The organism is Prosthecobacter sp. (assembly GCF_020439865.1).
Classification (GTDB): Bacteria; Verrucomicrobiota; Verrucomicrobiia; order Verrucomicrobiales; family Verrucomicrobiaceae; genus Prosthecobacter.
On the sequence record NZ_JAGRPF010000220.1, the window covers coordinates 23,512 to 41,996 of the forward strand.

Below are 18,485 nucleotides of genomic sequence, written 5' to 3' on the forward strand. Positions count from 1 at the left end.
GGTTTCCGATCTCTGGTCTGTTTGTCCTACCAGCGATTATTTCACCGTCCCGCGGCGTAGTTCTGTCATGAAGCTGTTCTGCACTGCCATTCTGCTCTGTTCCTCCCTTGCGGCGGATGCTCTCGACATCGGTTCGCGTCGCGAGCTGTTCGTGGATGATCTGCTGATCGACAAACTCAGCGGCAAGGCGGAGCAGATGCTGCATCATCCGCAGATCCGTGAGATCGCGATCAAACATGACGCGCCGTGGGAGGGCAGCGGCAGCGGTTACCACAGCGTCTTCAAGGACGGCGACAAATACCGCATGTATTACAAGTCGTGGCAGCTCACCGTCACGGATGGCAAGGTGAACACGGGCGAGCATCCGCTCTTCACCTGCTACGCGGAGAGCGACGATGGCATTCACTGGCGCAAGCCGGAGCTCGGCCTGCATGAGTTCAAAGGGTCGAAGGCCAACAACATCGTCATTCCCAAAGGTATGATGGGAAAGGTGAATCCCGATGGCGGGCATCCCGCCGTCTTCAAAGACGACAATCCGAACGCGGCGCCCGATGCGAAATATAAGGCCATCCTGCGTTCAAACTCACCAAAGGGCCTGCTCGCGCTCAAATCAGCCGACGGATTGCGCTGGTCGCCGATGGCCGATGCGCCGGTGATCACGGACGGCGCGTTTGATTCGCAAAACCTCGCGTTCTGGGATGCGAACGCCGGTTTGTATCGCGCCTACTGGCGTTACTTCACCGAAGGCACGACGGATGAGAAGAACTGGAAGCCCTCCGGTCTCCGCGCCATCCGCACGGCGACCTCGAAGGACTTTCTGCATTGGGAGAACCAGCACGATTTGACCTATGTCGATTCTCCCGGCGAGGCGCTCTACACGAATCAGGTGAAGCCGTATCATCGGGCACCGCATCTGCTGATCGGCTTTCCCACGCGCTATGTGGAGCGCGGCTGGTCGGAGAACATGCGTGTGCTGCCGGAGCGCGAGCATCGCGAGTGGCGCTCGAAAGCCAGCGACCGCTACGGCATGGCGATCACGGAAGGTCTCTTCATGGCCAGCCGCGACGGTGTGAAGTTCAAGCGCTGGAACGAAGCCTTCCTGCCGCCCGGCATCGAACGCCCCGGCACCTGGAACTACGGCCATCAATACATCGCCTGGCATCCGGTGGAGACGAAGTCCGCGCTCGAAGGCGCGCCGAACGAACTGAGCTTCTACGCCACCGAAAGCTACTGGACAGGTAAGAGCAGTGAACTGCGCCGCTACACACTGCGTCTCGATGGCTTCGTTTCCATTCATGCGCCGATGAGCGGCGGCGAACTGATCACGAAGCCGTTCACCTTCACCGGCAAAGCACTCACGATGAACTTCGCGAGTTCTGTCGCCGGTGGCATCCGTATCGAAATTCAGGATGCGAAAGGCAAACCGGTGCCGGGATTCACACTCGCCGATTCCGAAGAGCACTTCGGTGATTCGATTCAACGCACCGTCGTCTGGAAAAACGGCACCGATGTCAGTTCGCTAGCCGGTAAAGCGGTGCGCCTGCGCTTCGCGCTCAAGGACGCGGACCTCTACGCGATCAAGTTCGAGTGACCGGCATGGATGTAGCGCCTGCCGCCATCGTGCATCGCACGAGATACTCATCGCGCTCCGGTGGGACTGTGCCTACAATGGCTGTGGCGATCAGGAACTTTCACCCGCGAGTCTGAGCCTCGGTTCAGACTTTCGCACCACCGAACCATGAACTCTTCCCTTCTCACCATCCGGAGTTCAACCGCACGCCTCCGCACGGCCGCGCTTGGACTGTTTGTCATCGCGCTGGCAGCCTCCAGCTTTGCCCAGCAGCCGCCTCAAAACCCGGCGCCCTCAGGCGGCCTGCCCGATCCTGCCAAACTTCCTGCGCTAAAGTTCAAAGAGGAGAAGGTTGGCAACTACGAAAACGCCCTCGTCAAAGTCGAAGGTCTGGTCGTCGGGTCATCGTTCACGATCGACTCCGCGTTCACGACCAAGTACGAAAACAACCCACCGAGCGCGCCTTTTAAAATCATCGTTCCCAAGAGCAAGAACGTGCTCGTCATTCCTGGAGGAAAGAAATCCGGCCTTCCCGAATTCGTCAAAGTGATCCTCGCCAGCGAGGACAAGAAGGCGGTGGAGATCGTCCGCTTTACCAACCTGAAGACACCCAAGCTCGCCAACGCCGAGGACCGCCTGAAAATCTGCGCCTACCTGCTGCAGTCCCAGGCACTGGACGGCATTGGAAAAGGCTACGAGAAGCGCAAGGTGCATGAAGTGTACGCCACCAAGATCCGGGGCAACGACGCCGTGGTCTTCAATGCTGAGATGACCGAACCGAAGAACTCGATCCGCTACTTTGTCAAAGTGATCGCCCTGCCGGATCCAGAGTCCGAAGGGGGCCTCATGGCCTTCAGCATGTCCGACGCAACGCTGAGCGATGTGAAAGATCCCGCCGACCTCGGTTCCAAAGGCTTCGCCCTGCGTGTGCTCCATTCCGTGGAGTTTGTCCGTTAAAGCGAGCCAAATCGTGAGTTGTCACACGATCCGTCGGCCGTTTCTCCAAACAGCCGACGGATCAAATGCAGGGACAGAATCGAGAGGACCTCGCTTCAAACCTTCGCCAAAACGGCATTGAAGGTCGCACTCGGACGAAGCGCGGCGTCAGCTTTGGCGTTGTCGGGCTTGTAGTAGCCGCCGATTTCGACGGGCTTGCCTTGGACGGCGAGGAGTTCGGCGACGATTTTGTCTTCGTTGGCGGTGAGTTCTTCGGCGATGGGCTTGAACTGGGCCTGCAGCTCGGCGTCGGCCGTCTGCGCCGCGAGAGCCTGGGCCCAGTAGAGCGCGAGGTAGAAGTGTGAGCCGCGATTGTCGATGGTGCCGAGTTTGCGGCCGGGGCTGCGGTCGTTTTCGAGGAACTTGCCGGTGGCGGCATCGAGCGTGTCGGCGAGGACCTTGGCCTTGGGCAGGCTGAAGTTTTCGGCGATGTGCTCGAAGCTCGGGGCGAGAGCAAAGAACTCGCCGAGGCTGTCCCAGCGGAGGTAGTTCTCTTCCATAAACTGCTGCACGTGCTTCGGCGCGGAACCGCCGGCGCCGGTTTCGAAAAGGCCGCCGCCGTTCATGAGCGGGACGATGGAGAGCATCTTGGCGCTCGTGCCGACTTCGAGGATGGGGAAGAGGTCGGTGTTGTAGTCGCGAAGGACGTTGCCGGTGACGGAGATGGTGTCTTCGCCTTTGACGATGCGTTCCAGCGAGAAGGTGCAGGCCTCGGCGGGCGGAAGGATGCGGATGTCGAGACCGGTGGTGTCGTGGTCTTTGAGATATTTCTCCACCTTGGCGATGATCTGGGCGTCATGAGCGCGGGCTTTGTCGAGCCAGAAGACGGCGGGCGTCTGCGAGGCGCGGGCGCGATTGACGGCGAGCTTCACCCAGTCCTGAATCGGAGCGTCCTTCGTCTGGCAGGCGCGCCAGATGTCGCCTGCATCGACGGTGTGTTCGATGACCACGTTCCCCGCAGTATCGGTGACGCGGATGACGCCGTCGGCGGGGGCTTCGAAAGTCTTGTTGTGGCTGCCATATTCCTCGGCGGCCTGGGCCATGAGACCGACGTTCGGCACGCTGCCCATGGTCTTCGGATCAAGAGCGCCGTTCTTTTTGCAGAAGTCGATGACGGCCTGATAGACGCCGGAATAGCAGCTGTCGGGGATGACGGCGAGGGTGTCCTGCTCCTTGCCGGCAGCATTCCACATCTTGCCGCCGCCGCGGATCATGGCGGGCATGGACGCATCGACGATGACGTCGCTCGGCACATGCAAATTGGTGATGCCCTTGTCGCTGTTGACCATCGCCAAAGCGGGGCCGTTCGCGTAAGCGGCCTGAATGTCGGCTTCGATCTCGGCCTTCTTGTCGGCAGGCAGTTTGTCGAGCTTGGCGATGAGATCGCCGAAGCCGTTGTTAAAGTTCACACCGATTTCGGCGAGCGTGGAGCTGTGCTTGGCGATGAGGTCTTTGAAGAAGGTCTTCACCGCGTGGCCGAAGATGATCGGATCGCTGACCTTCATCATGGTGGCCTTCATGTGCAGCGAGAAGAGCACGCCGTCGGCCTTCGCCTGCGCGATCTGCTTCTCGAAGAACGCGACGAGCGCGTTCTTGCTCATCTTCGTGCCGTCGATGATCTCACCGGCCTTCAGCGCGAGCTTTGGCAGAAGGGTCTTGGTGCTGCCATCTTTGCCCACAAACTCGATCTTCACTTCCGTGGCTTGGGGGACACAGGTGGACTTCTCATTCGAGAAGAAGTCGTCCTTGCCCATGGTGCCGACGGTGGTCTTCGAGTCGGCGGTCCATGCGCCCATCTTGTGCGGATGCGCTCTCGCGTAATCCTTCACGGCCTTCGGCGCGCGGCGGTCGCTGTTGCCCTCACGCAGCACGGGATTCACGGCGCTGCCCATGACCTTGGCGTATTTCGCTTTGATCTCTTTTTCCTCGTCGGTCTGCGGATTCTCAGGGAAGTCGGGCAGCTTGTAGCCCTTCGACTGCAGCTCGGCGACGGCGGCCTTCAGCTGCGGGACAGAGGCGGAGATGTTCGGCAGCTTGATGATGTTCGTGGTCGGCTCGAGGCAAAGCTTGCCGAGGTAGCTCAGGTCGTCCTCCTGCTGCCCGAACTGGGCCAAAATACGGCCGGCGAGGGAGATGTCGCGCGTCTCAACCTCAACGCCAGCCGCCTTGGTGAAGGCCTGCACGATGGGCAGGAAGGAATAGGTGGCGAGGAGCGGGGCTTCGTCGGTGAGGGTGTAGATGATCTTGGCGGACATGGGACGCGAGGGGCGGATTTTTTGAGAGCGGGAGAGCTAGACGCGACGATGCCCTCATGCAACCCCGAGGGGACCGCAGATTCCATGCCCGACGGGCTTTCTATCCGCCAATCCTGCGCTCAGGGCTTCTCGCGAAAATGGCGGATTTTGGCGGTAGCGGCGGGAACCCGGGTTAGTTCAAGTCCAGATCGTTGGTCCGTTTCTTCTTGGTCTTCGGCGGTGGGAAGTCGGGATGCAGGCCGGGCATGCGCGGTGTGCTGGGACGAATGGGGCCCCAGTTCAGCGAATAGGGGTGATCGGCGACGAGTTTTTCGATGGTGGTCCAGTTCTGCTTCACCCGCGCGGCGATGGCATCGTCCTTCTTTTTCCAGTAGCGGTCCATGAGCGTGATGTTCTGCATCTGCAGCTTGGTGTAAGTGAGGCCTGCCTGGATGAAGGCGACGCGCTTCGCGTGGATCGAGTCGGCTGACACTGCGGCGGAAGCGCGATCGAGCCGGGCCTGCGATTCGTTGAGCAATGCGGGCGTGTAGAGTTGTGGAAAGCTGAACACACCGGCTTCGCCGTTCTTCGCCGTGAAGACCATGCGATCCTTCTCGATGCTTTCGAAATACTCGCGCACATGTGGCGCGGCGGGACCGAAGGCGCGGTCGTAGTAGTCCTTGAGGATCGCATCGGCATCGGCGGCGGGATTCCATGCGAGCTGCGCCATGATGTAGTAGAGCGGGCCGACGGTGGCCCAGTGCTCCCACACGCCGTCGATGTAGATGCCGATGCAGTTCGCGGCGGCCACGTCTTTAAAGTCGCGAATCGTCTGCGCGACGTGGATGTCCGGCAATCCCTGCTGCCAACCTGCGGGGCTGCCGGTGTTGGGACGCCAGAACATCGAGGGCACGATCTTCGCCCACGCTTCAAACTGCTGCCGGTAAGTGTCGCCACGCGTCGAGCCGCGATCCACGAGACCCGTGCGGCCGAAGAAGTTGGCGACGATGGTCATGATGACGTTGTCCGCAGGTCGTGCTTTGACCGGCGCGGGGCGTGAATGGCCGTAGCTGAGCATCATCACGCGGTAGTCTTTGCCGGGATACTTCTGCTTGAGCAATTCGCCGAGTTTGTTGGCGAAGGTGACATCACGATCGCTCGTGGCCGGGCGCTCCTTGTTCAGGTGATACCAGTTGAACACGCGCGGTTCGCCATCTGGATGGTCCCAGGCGCTGCATTTCTCGCACACACAATGTCCGCTCGCCCAACCATCGTTCGGCGAAGCGTTGAAGACGGTGCGATGCGGGTCCTGTTGGAGTTCGGCGGCCACTTCTTCGAGCCACAACTCCCAAACCTTCGGATTCGAACTGCACAGCTTCGCATTGTGCGGACTCGGATGTCCGCTGCGCGTACCGTCCGGCTGCAGCGCGAAAATCTCGGGATACTTCTCATGATAGCGATCCCACCAATCGCCGAAACCGTGCCCGCCCTCGATCGCGAGCGAATCGAGCTGCAAGCGCTGGCGCATCGTCCACTCCTGCGACTTCCCATAGCCTTTGTTGCCGAGGCGGCAGTAGTTGAACATGCTGCCGCGGGCGCGCATCTGCGGATGATAGCGGTATTCAAGCGGCGTGCTGATCGCGATGCGTTCGCTCTTTGGCACGTCCTCGCCAATTTCGCCCGGCCAGAACCAGCGCACGCCGAGTTGGTCCTGCAGGAAGGTATAAACCGCGTTGATGGTGCCATACTCCTGCTGCACGCCCTTGATCACGCCCTCGCGCGTCTCGATGTCCAGCTTCGCCGGATCCCAGCGGTCGCGTCCGGCGATGACGACATGGTTTTCATTCGCCGCAATGACGATCTCCTCGGGATGTTTGAAATCGAAGTCGATTTTAGGGAACAACGTCCTCACCGCTGGCTGCACGCCAATCCAGATCGCACCCGATGGTATCGGGTTCGATGCACCAAGCATCACCAGCGGCTTTTTCCCGCTGATCTTCTCGATGTAGTCCGCCAGAACCGTCGCGGCTTCACGCGTGCGTGGCGGCGCATCTTGGTAAACGACGATGGGAACTGGGTGCGTGTCTTTCGCGACGAGAACGAGATCAGCGGCGAAGGATGGGCCGCAAACGAGAGCAATGAATGCAAAGAGGAAGCTGTGTTTCATGATGGGGTCGGCTCAGCACAATTAAACTTCTGCCCGTAACGAATCACGGCACTCGGATCGTGCGGCAAATGACGTCATTACTTGCGAGGAAGACGAAACCGCGATGGCATCATTGCGCTTTCAGCTCGCGTGCGAGCAGCGGAATCGCATTCTCACCATTCCAAACATGTCCGTTGTCGAAACGATGGACGAAAAAGTTTTCTGGTTTTCCCGCGGCTGAATAGGCGCGCTCCATTCGCGCGGATGCTTTCTCCAACCAGCCCGGAACCATCAGCGAATCACGCAGTCCCGCCTCCCAGATCACCGGCCGGGGTGCGATGAGCGATCCGATCTCCGGTGTGTCGCCAAACTCAAGCAGGCCCGGAATCACCTGCGCCCCGCACGAGTAGCCGGCGCCACGTACGCGCTCTTGAAACACATTCAACGCACCTGAAATCACCGCCACCCGCACACGCGAATCGAGCGCGGTCACCATCATTGTCATGCGTCCGCCGTAGCTCAGCCCCACGCAACCGATGCGATCCGCACGCGTGTCTTTGCGCGTCGTGACGTAATCCAGCGCCCACTGTGCGTCGCGCAGATTCTCCCCGAGCAAGGTGCGGCCGAGATACATCAGGCGCACAAACTCCACCGCGCAGGCGTCCATGCGCGTCGTGCGCGCCTTGGCATCGAGACGGCGTCCGAATGGCGTGAAACACGGCGCCACCGTGAAATAGCCTTCGCGCACGAGCTGACGCGCGTAGTCGTAGTTCGATTTGCGAATGGCCTCCTGTAACTCCGGTGTGTCATCCACGCCCGCGACAGGGTCATGTCCGAATTCACCATGGCCATGCAGACATAGCACGACGGGAAACGGTCCGTCGCCTTTCGGACGCAAGACATAGAGCGGCAGGCTCGGCGTGCCATCTGCCTCAAGCAGCAACTCCTCACGCGTGTGGTCGGGGAACTCGCGCGTCGAGAGGGTCCCGACCTTCCAGCTATTCGGCGGCGTGTGGGGGCCGACGAGCGAATCGAGCTTCGCACGGAATTCGCCCTGCCACGCCGAGAGATCGGCGGGCGTCGTGCCATGGAACTGCATCTTCAGCGGTGCTGCGTCGAGCGCGCGAAGAATCTCCTCGTTCACCGTCGGCAAAACAGCGGGAGGATCGCCGGCATGCAGCGTGACGAACGACGCAATGAAAAAGGCGATGGTGAGAATGCTGATGTGGTTCATAAAGATTTTCGCGTTCCCGTCACAGCCAGCCCATGCCTTTGCGAAAGAGTGCTACCTCACCATCGCATCCGTCGTCTTCAAATTGAAGCGCACGCTCACGACGCTGTTCTTCTCCGGACCGGGCGTATACTTGATGTAGGTCGTGGCGACGATGGTGCCATCAGGCAGGAGTTCCATGCCGGGATAACCGCAATCGCCCACGTTCTTCGCATAACTGTTTAGCAGCTTCACGCGATACTGGCCGGGCTTGCCATTCTTGATGTCATCATAAGTGCCGACCCACGCGACGAAGTGACCTTTGGTCGGACTGCCTTTCGCCTGATCACGAAACGCGACCACCATGCGGCCGTCCTTCGTGAACACGCCCGCATGACGATCACCCGTGAGACCCCACGGCGTGTTCACCGGTGTGCTCCATGTTTTGCCCTCGTCTCGGCTGAACATCATGAGGCTGCGTTCTTTGTGCGTGTTCTCGCGCATCAGGCAGCAAAGCTCGCTGCCATCCGGTGAACGAAAGACAAAGGGCTCGCAGGGATTCTTGCCTTCCACGCTGGCGACGACCTTCGGTTCGCTCCACGTGAAGCCTCCGTCAGCGGTGATCGTCTGCAATACTTCGAGCGGTGCTTTGTCCGCGCCGCCGGGGCCTTTGTGGAAGAGGCCGAGATAACTGCCATTCTTGAGCTTCACGATGCTGCTGAAGGTCATGACGCAGGGAAAACCGAGCGGCGGCATTTCCTTCCACGTCTTGCCCGCGTCTTCGCTCATGATGCTCGGCATGCCCGGTCCTTTGCGCGTGTCCTTGGCGGCGGAGAAGACCCACAGGCGCTCTTTGCCCGACGGATCGGTCATGCGGTAGATGCTCGGGCAGTTCAGATGCGTCTTGTAGCCGAGTGGCATGAGTTCGTCGATGCGCGCCCACGTCACGCCACCGTCATCGCTGCGCGCCATCGGACCCGCGGCACCGCCGTGATTGATGCACCACACGCAGAAGATGGTCTTGCCGTCGGCGAGCATCGTCGTCGTCGGATGCCCTTGATAAACCTCCTCCGTGCCCGCAGCGATCACGATCTGGCGGTCTTTTTGATCCGAGATGTCCACGATCGGCAAATCGGGATGCTCTTCAGCGGAAACGAGCGAAAGGGCGGTGAGCAGAGATGTAAAAATGGCGAGGCGCATGGGAAAAGTAAACGCCAGTGCCCCGACCTTTCTGCACCTCCATTTCAAGGCAGCACGATCATCCCCACCGGATGGGTCGTTCCATTCGGATCCAGATAAACGACGGAGTAGGACCCGGGAGGATGAGCCGAAAGATCGAGGGTGCCGCATTCGGAAGACATTCCCTTTTCGAGCACGCTGGTTACGACCGACAACTGGAGAATGCTCGCAACGCGAGAGCACTTGATTCCGCGCACACCCATTGCGGAGTTCATCAGGGTAGGTTTGATGGTGACGGTCTTTAGACCTGAGACGTCGCACTCCACGAGGAGGCGATGTCCTTTCGTGGACACCTTCATGCCCCCGACTTCCTGGATGAAGCTCCAGGGTTGATGTTCCCTGGTCAGGAAACCTGCCAGTCCTGCTTCACACGGGCTGGCGATCAGCAAAGCGATCAACGAAAGAGTCAGCGAACAAAGGTTTTTCATGGATGGGTTCGGAAGAAGATGGGATCAGAATGTGTCGGCGAGTTTTGGAATTCTGCATGCCGATGCATGGAGCGTGCTCATTCTTGAGCGGCGGAGCGAGCATTGAGTGCTCGCCTCTGCATCAGGTCACTCCGCTTCCAGGCGAGCATGGTCACGATGACGATCAAGAGTGTCGTTCCGCTCAGAGCAGCAAGAAGCCCACCTCTGTCTGCTGCGGCGGTTGTCGCAGAGTCGGTCTGCGACTTCAGTCCCGACCAGGTGACCAGGATCGCGACCATTCCGGTAACCCCCGCAGCGTTTGCCATCAGCAGGAAATACTTTCTTGGCTGGCGGAAGCAAGCTGCGGATCCGAGGCCGCATGCCAGGCTTGCCGTCAGGACAATGAGCGCAAGGTCCACCCAATCGCGCATGAAAATGGCAAGAGCGGCCAGAGGAGCGGCCACCCCAAAGGTTCCGGCCGCAAATCGGGCGACTACGCCTTGCCGGCTCAAGAAGTCGGCACCATCGCCGGTCACCGGTTGATCCTCCACCCAGGTCTCCTCCTCGATGCGAATCCTTTTCACGTGCCGGCTCACGAAAGACAGGACTGCGATGAAGGGGAAGAGCAGGATTATCATCAGCACGGCGGGCCTGTAGGGGCTTTCGGCCATGAACTGCTCCAAACCGATCCATTTCGGAGCAAAGAGCGCGATGCAGTAGAGTGAAAGCGCTCCCAATCCGCCCAACAAGACCTGAATGTAGAGTCGTCTCTCGCGGGGAGACCGTGTGGCGTCGAATCCGACTTTGGCGCACCAGCCAGCCACCATCAGTTGAATCGCCGGGAGGGCTCCCATTCCTTTGAAGACAGATGTCGATGTCTTGGCCACGGTTCCCGCCGTTCCAGCGGCCGCTGCCGACTGGGGAGCAGCGAGGGGCAGTGCCATGAGAACTCCGGCCGTGAAGGTTCCGGCGGGTTTGGATTTCGTCAGAGCCGACTCCACCAGATGCGTGACTTCCTGCCGCAGCATTTCCCGCCCGCGGGACAGGCGTTGCTTCACGGTATCCGGCGTCAAATCCAGGGCTTCGGCAACCCGGCGGATCGATTGATCTTCGCGATAGTAGAGCACCAGCGGTTCCCGGTAGGTGTCCGGGATATTTTCGAGGGACTGCCACACGAGCGCCTCGTCTTCGGCACGGATTGCTTCCTCAGCCGGGGAAAGTTCGCCTCCCGCTGTCTCCGCAACCAGCTCAAGCGAAGCCGCCGTGGCGACCGGATTGCGACTCTCCTTTCGGATCGACTGGTGAATCAGATTCCGCGCGATGCCACACAGCCAGGCTTTGAACTTGTTCAGATCCTGCAGGCTTTTCAACTGCACCCAGGCGGTGACAAAAGTCTCCTGGGCGAGATCCTCGCTGCGCGAATGGTTTCCAAACGCACTGTAGGCCATGGAGCAGATCAGGTTTTGATACCGCCGCACGACCTCTTCGAAAGCAGCCCGGTCACCTTTCATACAAAGGTTCAAGATCTGGATTTCACCGGAGAGGGCCATGTTGGTTGGAAGGTTGGCAATCATGTTCGCCTCTAAAGTGGTCCTCCGACAGGAAAGGTGACAAAAAACCTGTGAGAAAGCGATCGGGGATCGTTTTTGGCCATCAAAGCGTCGGTGACTTCGTCATGCCTGCCGCAGGTAAAGGACAGCGGTATTTCAAGACCTTGCCGGTCTCAGGTGGGGATTCGGGTAGAGCGTACCATCGGTCCGGCCGCGTGGCCATGGTTAATGCAACACACGCAGAAGCTTCGTTCCGTTCAAAGCGTTTGTGAGGACATGAACCGACTTCTCGCGTCTGCCATTCTCGCTTCCCTCACTACTGTGTCCCACGCCCTCGACTACTCCGGCATCGACTCCGCCAAGTATCTAGGCCCAGTGTTGATCGAAGCGACCGTCACGAGCGAAAAGTATTTCACCGAGGGGCCGGCCATGGATGCGCAAGGGAATGTGTTCTTCACCAACACGGGTGAAATTCTCAAGTTCATCCCGAAGACGAAGGCGTTGGAGGTTTTCCGCAAGCCGAGCACTGCGAATGGATCGTGCTTCGACGCTCAGGGTCGTTTCATGAACTGCGAGGCTGGTGACGGCACAAACGGCCGTGTGACGCGCACCGATCTGCAAACCGGCAAGATCGAGGTGCTGTGCGACTCGTTCGGCGGTTTTCCGCTCGGCGGACCGAACGACCTGACGATCGACTCGAAAGGCCGCATCTACTTTACCTCGCGCCTCGCGAACACCGATCCCGTGAAGGGCAATGTGAACGCCGTGTATCGCATCGATCCCGATGGCAAAACGTCGCGCATTCTCGCCGCGCCGGAGACCGACATGCCAAACGGACTCGCCGTCTCTCCCGACGAGAAAACGTTTTACCTCATCGAGGCGGACGGACGCGAGGGGCGCTCGCGCAACATCCGCGCCTACGATCTGCAACCCGACGGCAGCGTCACAAACATGCGTGTGCTCATCAATCTCTATCCAGGCCGCAGCGGTGACGGCATGGAGCTCGATGAGCAGGGCAATCTCTACGTCGCCGCCGGTCTGCACAAGCCACGCGGCACCAGCGAGACGCTCGACACGCGGCCCGGACTGCACGTGTTCTCACCGCAGGGAAAACTGCTCGCCTTTGTCGAGACACCTGAAGACACCGTGACGAACTGTGCCTTCGGCGGCGATGATCTGCGCACGCTTTACATCACCTGCGGCAAACACCTGCTCAGCGTGCGCACCACGATCCCTGGCCAGCCGCGTTACCGTGTGGGCACGATGAAGAAGTGACGCCCACGCAGAGTTTTTCGACGACATTTGCAGATCAAACACAACCTTTCGCCCCACATGCACCGCCCTTTTGCCGTCTGGTCCTTGCTTGCTGTTTCCGCCTTTGCCTTCGAGCCGAAGGTGCGCCCGCTCATCGACGCGCATTGCATCGAATGTCATGGCGACGACGTGCAGAAGGGAGGTCTGCGGCTCGATGGCGAAGTGAGCATGGCCGCTTGGACCAAGGTGCATGACAAGCTCGCTTCGGGCGAGATGCCGCCGAAGAAGGCCGACCAGCCGCCGCAGGCGCTGCGCGATGAGTCGGTGAAAGCGGTGCACGACGCGCTCCATGCCGCGTCCTTGGAAAAACAGCGCACGCAGGGCCGGGTGCTGATCCGTCGGCTCAACGGCACGGAATACGAAAGCACCGTGCGCGAACTCGTTGGCACAAACGTGAAGCTCAAGGACCTGCTGCCTGCAGAGAGCAGCGCGGGCGGATTCGACAATGTCAGCACGGTGCTGGACCTCTCCTCGACACATCTGCTGCTCTATCAGGAGGCGGCGGTGAACTCGGCGATTCCGAAGCATCCGCATCTGCCCGTCAAAGAGCGCCGCACCGGGCGCGAGATGTCGGAGAAGGGGTCCAATTTCAAACAGACCCTCACGCGCAGTTGCTTCCTCAAAGACGACGCGCTCGTCGTTTACAGCAAGCTGCCGCGCTATGGCCTCGTCTGCACGCCGAACGTGCAAGGAACAGGCCGCTACAAAGTACGCATGTCCGCCAGCGCCGTGGGTGCGGCGGATCTGCCCGTGCCGGTGGCCTACTGCACGATCGATCGCGGACGCGAGCCGCCCGTGGTGCGTGACACGGTCGATTTCCTGCCCGGAGCGCCGCGTTTGATCGAGACCGAAATCGATCTCGAAGCAGGCGAGGCGTTTGTGCTGCAGCTTCAGCTCAACTGGGACATCCGCGCCACGAGGAAACCGATCGAGGACTACACGGGTCCCGGTTTTCTCATCGAGTGGCTCGAAATCGAAGGTCCCATCGATGCATTCCCGTCACAGGCCTATCGCACGCTCTTCGGTGACGCCGAACTGATGCCGAAGTCAGCGGTCAAAGCGAAGGCGGAAGGCCGCAAGCCGCAGGACTGGAGCAAGCGCAACAACATCTACCAGTGGCTGAACGATCCGCTCGAACCGGTGAGCGCCACGCCGAAGGAAGACGCGGACAAGTTGCTGCGCGCCTTCGTCCCGCGTGCGTTTCGCGGCCCGGTGGATGAGGCGACGGTGAAGCACTTCATTGACCGGGTTCACGCGAAGCTCGATGCGGGCGAGAGCTTCGTGAACGCGATGACCTTCGGCTACAAGAGCGTCCTCACCTCGCCGCATTTTCTGTTCTTCAACGAGACTCCGGGAACGCTGGATCGCCACGCGCTCGCCAACCGCCTCGCTTATTTCCTCACGTCACTGCCACCGGATGCGGAGCTGCTCGCCGCCGATGTGACGAAGCCGGACGAACTGCGGAAGCAAACCGAACGCCTGCTGAACTCGCCTCGCTCACGCGGCTTCACGGAAAACTTCACCGGCCAGTGGCTCGAACTCCGCAAGATCGACGCCACTATTCCGGACCCGAATCTGTATGGAGACTTCGACGGCACGCTGTTGTGGGCCATGCCGGAGGAGACGCGGCGCTTCTTTGACGACGTGCTTCACAATGACCGCAGCGTGATGGAGTTCGTCGATTCATCGTGGACCATCGTGAACCGACGCCTCGCGGAGCACTATGGCATCTCGGAAGCTTTCAGTGCTGCAAAGCCGCAGAACTCCACCACTCCATCTCTCCCGTCTTCCGCCCCGCAGTCCGAATTCCGGCGCGTGAATCTACCCACGGGATCGCATCGCGGCGGCGTGATGACGCAGGGCAGCGTGTTGAAGGTCACGGCCGATGGCACGACTACGTCGCCTGTGCTGCGCGGCAAGTGGGTGCTGGAGCACATCCTCGGCAAAGCACCGCCACCTCCGCCGCCCGACGTTCCCGCCATCGAACCGGACATCCGTGGCGCAACGACGATCCGCCAGCAACTCGACAAGCACCGCAGGATCGCCTCGTGCAATTCCTGCCATCAGCACATCGATCCGCCCGGCTTTGCGCTCGAGTCCTTCGATCCGATCGGTGGCTATCGTGAATTCTACCGCGCTTCCGCGAAGACCAAGGCCGGCATCGTGCAACTTCCCGGCTACACGGGCCGCGCGTTTTATCGCGGACCCGATGTCGAGAAAGGCGGCACCACGCATGATGGCAAAACCTTTGAGACCGTGGAAGACTACAAGCGCCTCCTGCTCGCCGATCCGGATCAAATTGCCCGCAACCTCGCCGAAAAACTCCTCACCTACGCCACCGGCGCCGAGCCACAGTTCGCCGACCGCGAAGTCGTCGAGCAAATCGTCGCCATCATGAAGACCAAGGATTACGGCCTGCGCACGCTGGTGCATGAAATCGTGCAGAGCCGCCCGTTTAAGAACAAATAACCCGATTCACCGCCATGCCACGCCACGTCCTCGACCGCCGCACGTTTTTGCGCTCCTCCGGCATTGCCATCGGGCTGCCGTTTCTCGATGCGATGATGCCTTTGAGCGCCGCTGAGGCGAAAAAGGCTGCCGCAACTCCGAAGCGAATGCTGCTGGTCGGAAGACCGCTAGGCATGCACGCACCAAATTTCTTCCCGACCGACACAGGCAAGAATTACACGCCGAGCCGCTACCTGAAGTTTCTGCAGAACCGCCGCGATGACTTCACCGTCTTCTCCGGCCTGTCGCATCGCTACGGTGCGGGGCATTACGCGGAGGTCGGACTCTTCACTGGTGTGCATCCCGATTTCATCCGGCCGAACGACATCAAGAACAGCATCTCTCTGGACCAGGAGCTCGCGTCGCACCTCGCAGGACAGACGCGATTCAATTCACTCGTGCTCGGCGGCGGCAGCGCGGCATGGAATCGTCGAGGAGTGCGACTTCCGGCAGAACAGCGCGTGAGCAGTGTCTTCAAGCAGCTCTTCATTCAGGGCACGGCGGATGAAACCGCACGCGAAATGCGCCGCATCAAGGACGGGCAGAGCATTCTCGATGACGTGCGCGACCAGCTTGGCAGCTTGAACGCCAAACTCGGCAGCGAGGACCGTGAGCGCCTGGATCTGTATGTCTCCTCGATCCGCGAAGCGGAACTCAAACTTCAGCAGGACGAGACGTGGCAGGTCACGCCCAAACCGCAGGTGGAGATGAAGCCTCCTGTCGAACTCAGCAGCGCCCAGCTCGTCGAGCGCAGCCGCCAGTGGTATGATCTGATCCATCTCGCGTTTCAGACGGACTCCACACGCGTGGTTTCATTGTGGCTCGGCTCGCAGGACAAGCCGGAGATTCAAGGCGTGAACATCGGCCACCACGACGCCTCGCATCACGGACAGGATCCGGGCAAGCTGGAGCAGCTCGCGCTCATCGAAGACGCTGAGATGAAGGTCTTCGGCGAGTTCCTCGACAAAATGAAAGCCAGCTTCGAGGGCGAACAATCGTTGCTCGACCGCTCGTCCATCTTCTTCGCCAGCAACCTCGGCAACGCGTCGAACCACGACAACACCAACCTGCCCGTCATCCTCGCCGGTGGCGGTTACAAACACGCGGGCCACATCGCGCACGACAAGCAGAACAACACCTTCCTCTCGAACCTCTTTGTGCGCATGATTCAGCAAACAGGCATCGAGCTCGACAAGTTCGGCGCGAACACGGGCGTGCTCAGCGAGGTGTGAGCAGCTACGAACCCTTCACAAAGCGCAGCGAGAACACGTCTGCGTTTTCCATTCGCAGGCGAAGTAGCACGGGTTTGCCGGCGAGCGCGGAAACGTCGGAGCCCTTCTTCCACGTGGCGATGTGGGACAGTTCGTTGCCGAAGAGCGTTTCGGATTCGTAAAGGCTGAAGCCCGGCAGCGCCTTGCCATCCATGTCGCAGAGCTCAAAGCGAATCCAACCGGTCGCGTCGGTGCTGTGATTGATTTCAAGTCGGTCGCCGCTGAAGACGAGCGGACGCGTGATCATTTCGCCGGGAGCACCCTCGGAATGCAGCGAGACGAAACCGTCGGTACGGATCACGCCACGGCGCAGCCGCATGCCGGGATGGCGGTAGTGCTCGGTCCAGTACACAGACAACTCACCGGGCGCGGTTTCGATGACATTCCATGCGGGGTAGTTGTTGCGGTCCGTCCACACTTCGGGCTCGGTGCTCGGGCGGATGAAGGCCTGCGACCAGCGGTCGAAGTGCAGGCCGTCACGGCTGCTCATGAGCACCGCGTCGCTCACACCGGGGTCTTTGCGATCTTTGATCTTGGTGCGGCCCGGCACGAAACGCGCGGGCAGTCCGAGGTAGAGATGCGGCGCACGCGGATAGGCGAAGATGCCGTTCGTGTAGAGGTGTTCTTTGCGTGGGTCGCCGTATTCGAGGAACACGGGCTCCGACCACGTGCGGAAGTCCTTGCTGGTGCAGGTCATGATGTCGCGCACGCCATCGCGGCCTTTGCGATGAAAGTCGACGTAGCACTGCCGCTGCGAATCCCAGAACGCGAGATTCTGTGAATCAAACGCGCCATTGGTGATCGCGGCATGATCGAGCAGTTCGCGCCAGTGAACGCCGTCCGGCGAGGCAAACACGCCCAGCCCGCGACCGTGATGCGAATAGCCCATAGCCTTGAAGCGCTCGTCCTTCGGCGCGGCGGGATTGGGATCGAGGAAAGGCGTGAAGTTATGCGCGGCGACACCTTTCCAGATGATGTTGTTGTCCTTCGAGCCTTCGAACTCGAACAAGCCGGCGTTCACACGCGTGAAGTGAACGCCGTCGCGGCTTTCGGCGAGACAGCAGACCTGCCCTTCGCTTCCTGGTCCTGCCTGACCGCGGTAATACATCAGCACACGCTCCCCGTCCTGCAGCATGGCGAAGTAGGCTGAGGTCTCGCCTTCCCACGGTTGATCGAGCTTCAGCGCGATCTCGCGCGGTTCCGGATGAAGCAGACGGCGCTCGATGTTGCCGCTTTGACCATCGAGCAGGAAGTCATCGACAAACAGCTCGCGACGCGTGCCGATTTCATACGCGTCCTTCTTTCCCGGCGTTGCACGCTGCAGACCTGCGGTGCCGGGCTCGGTGCCGCCTTGCACGGTGAGCTCCGCGTCATCGGCGTCAAAGGTGCCCACATCGCCGGAGTAAGCGTAAAACGACACCGTCACCTCCCAGGCATCAGCAGGCGCGGTCTCCTTCACCTCCACGCGCCGCCAGTCGCCGGAGCCGTGCTCAAGCCGCGCGAAGCGATGTGCCACGCGCTCGCCGTAGAGGTCGTAGAAATTCACATACACACCCGGCTTGCACTTGTCCGTGGTGCGGAACCATCCCGCCGCCGTGTAAACACCGCCTGGCCTTGCAGGAACGCGGCGGCATTCGAGGAACTGCCCGGCCTTCGGATCTTCGTCGCGGAACCGCGCATACGCCGCGCCCGTGTGGCCGCCATCGGTGCGACGCTCCACGGGAATGCCCGAACGCGTCGTCCAGTCATCGGCGATCACGCCGACCGCGTCCGCGTTTTCAAAGGAGGGATTGAGGGCGAGGTTGTCGCTGTCTTTGGCCGCGACCGCCGAAACGGCGGCGATGACGAGCGAGGCAATGAGAGACGGTTTCGCGATCATGATCCCGAAAGATCGCTCCACCACGAAGGAGAATTGCATCAGCGACTCGCAAAAGAGGACCCATTTCGCACATAGGAAGCCAATTGTCGCAGTGAAGGCGAGGGTGGTTCAGGGTATGAGTCAGGTGGCATGGCTGGCCGTGCCTGAAAGGAATGTCGCTG

At 60.5% G+C, this 18,485-nt stretch carries 12 protein-coding genes; 5 read left to right on the forward strand and 7 right to left on the reverse strand.

Annotated features, from left to right (window positions below; all coding sequences use genetic code 11):
- The first annotated feature begins 67 nt into the window (after positions 1 to 67).
- Together KDL09_RS23600 and KDL09_RS23605 are read left to right on the forward strand one after the other, a co-directional pair.
- Complete coding sequence (locus KDL09_RS23600) at positions 68 to 1,591, forward strand: hypothetical protein (RefSeq protein ID WP_294390849.1); 1,524 nt, start codon at positions 68 to 70, stop codon at positions 1,589 to 1,591.
- A 147-nt stretch (positions 1,592 to 1,738) separates the two neighbouring features.
- The gene (locus KDL09_RS23605) at positions 1,739 to 2,527 is read left to right on the forward strand and encodes a hypothetical protein (RefSeq protein ID WP_294390852.1); all 789 of its coding nucleotides are present in this window, start codon (positions 1,739 to 1,741) and stop codon (positions 2,525 to 2,527) included.
- Between the two features lie 95 nt (positions 2,528 to 2,622).
- On the opposite strand, the gene KDL09_RS23610 is transcribed toward KDL09_RS23605, so the two are convergent.
- The 6 genes from KDL09_RS23610 to KDL09_RS23635 form a co-directional block, all read right to left on the reverse strand.
- Positions 2,623 to 4,821 (reverse strand): NADP-dependent isocitrate dehydrogenase, encoded by a 2,199-nt coding sequence (locus KDL09_RS23610; RefSeq protein ID WP_294390855.1) that lies wholly within the window; start codon positions 4,819 to 4,821, stop codon positions 2,623 to 2,625.
- Between the two features lie 172 nt (positions 4,822 to 4,993).
- A complete protein-coding gene (locus KDL09_RS23615) occupies positions 4,994 to 6,967 on the reverse strand; it encodes a DUF4838 domain-containing protein (protein WP_294390857.1) in 1,974 nt (657 codons plus the stop codon).
- Between the two features lie 109 nt (positions 6,968 to 7,076).
- Positions 7,077 to 8,180, reverse strand: a complete 1,104-nt coding sequence (locus KDL09_RS23620; protein ID WP_294390859.1) for an alpha/beta hydrolase family protein — start codon at positions 8,178 to 8,180, stop codon at positions 7,077 to 7,079.
- Positions 8,181 to 8,231: 51 nt separating this feature from the next.
- A complete protein-coding gene (locus KDL09_RS23625; RefSeq protein WP_294390862.1) occupies positions 8,232 to 9,356 on the reverse strand; it encodes a sialidase family protein in 1,125 nt (374 codons plus the stop codon).
- A gap of 44 nt (positions 9,357 to 9,400) precedes the next feature.
- Entirely contained in the window at positions 9,401 to 9,823 is a 423-nt protein-coding gene (locus KDL09_RS23630) for a hypothetical protein (protein WP_294390863.1), read from the reverse strand.
- Positions 9,824 to 9,900: 77 nt separating this feature from the next.
- Positions 9,901 to 11,376: a sigma-70 family RNA polymerase sigma factor gene (locus KDL09_RS23635; protein WP_294390866.1), complete on the reverse strand. Its 1,476-nt coding sequence runs from the start codon at positions 11,374 to 11,376 to the stop codon at positions 9,901 to 9,903.
- A 252-nt stretch (positions 11,377 to 11,628) separates the two neighbouring features.
- Between KDL09_RS23635 and KDL09_RS23640 the strand changes: the two genes are divergently transcribed.
- The 3 genes from KDL09_RS23640 to KDL09_RS23650 are packed head-to-tail and all read left to right on the forward strand — an operon-like array spanning position 11,629 to position 16,406.
- Positions 11,629 to 12,627 carry an SMP-30/gluconolactonase/LRE family protein gene (locus KDL09_RS23640; protein WP_294390870.1) on the forward strand — a complete coding sequence of 333 codons (999 nt, stop codon included), beginning with the start codon at positions 11,629 to 11,631 and terminating at the stop codon, positions 12,625 to 12,627.
- Positions 12,628 to 12,684: 57 nt separating this feature from the next.
- Positions 12,685 to 15,135, forward strand: coding sequence for a DUF1592 domain-containing protein (locus KDL09_RS23645; protein ID WP_294390874.1), 2,451 nt, complete (start codon positions 12,685 to 12,687; stop codon positions 15,133 to 15,135).
- A 14-nt stretch (positions 15,136 to 15,149) separates the two neighbouring features.
- Positions 15,150 to 16,406 (forward strand): DUF1552 domain-containing protein, encoded by a 1,257-nt coding sequence (locus KDL09_RS23650; RefSeq protein ID WP_294390877.1) that lies wholly within the window; start codon positions 15,150 to 15,152, stop codon positions 16,404 to 16,406.
- Positions 16,407 to 16,410: 4 nt separating this feature from the next.
- Here KDL09_RS23650 and KDL09_RS23655 read toward each other — a convergent pair whose 3' ends face one another.
- On the reverse strand, positions 16,411 to 18,324 hold the full coding sequence (locus KDL09_RS23655) for a hypothetical protein (protein ID WP_294390880.1): 1,914 nt from the start codon (positions 18,322 to 18,324) through the stop codon (positions 16,411 to 16,413).
- Positions 18,325 to 18,485: the final 161 nt, after the last annotated feature.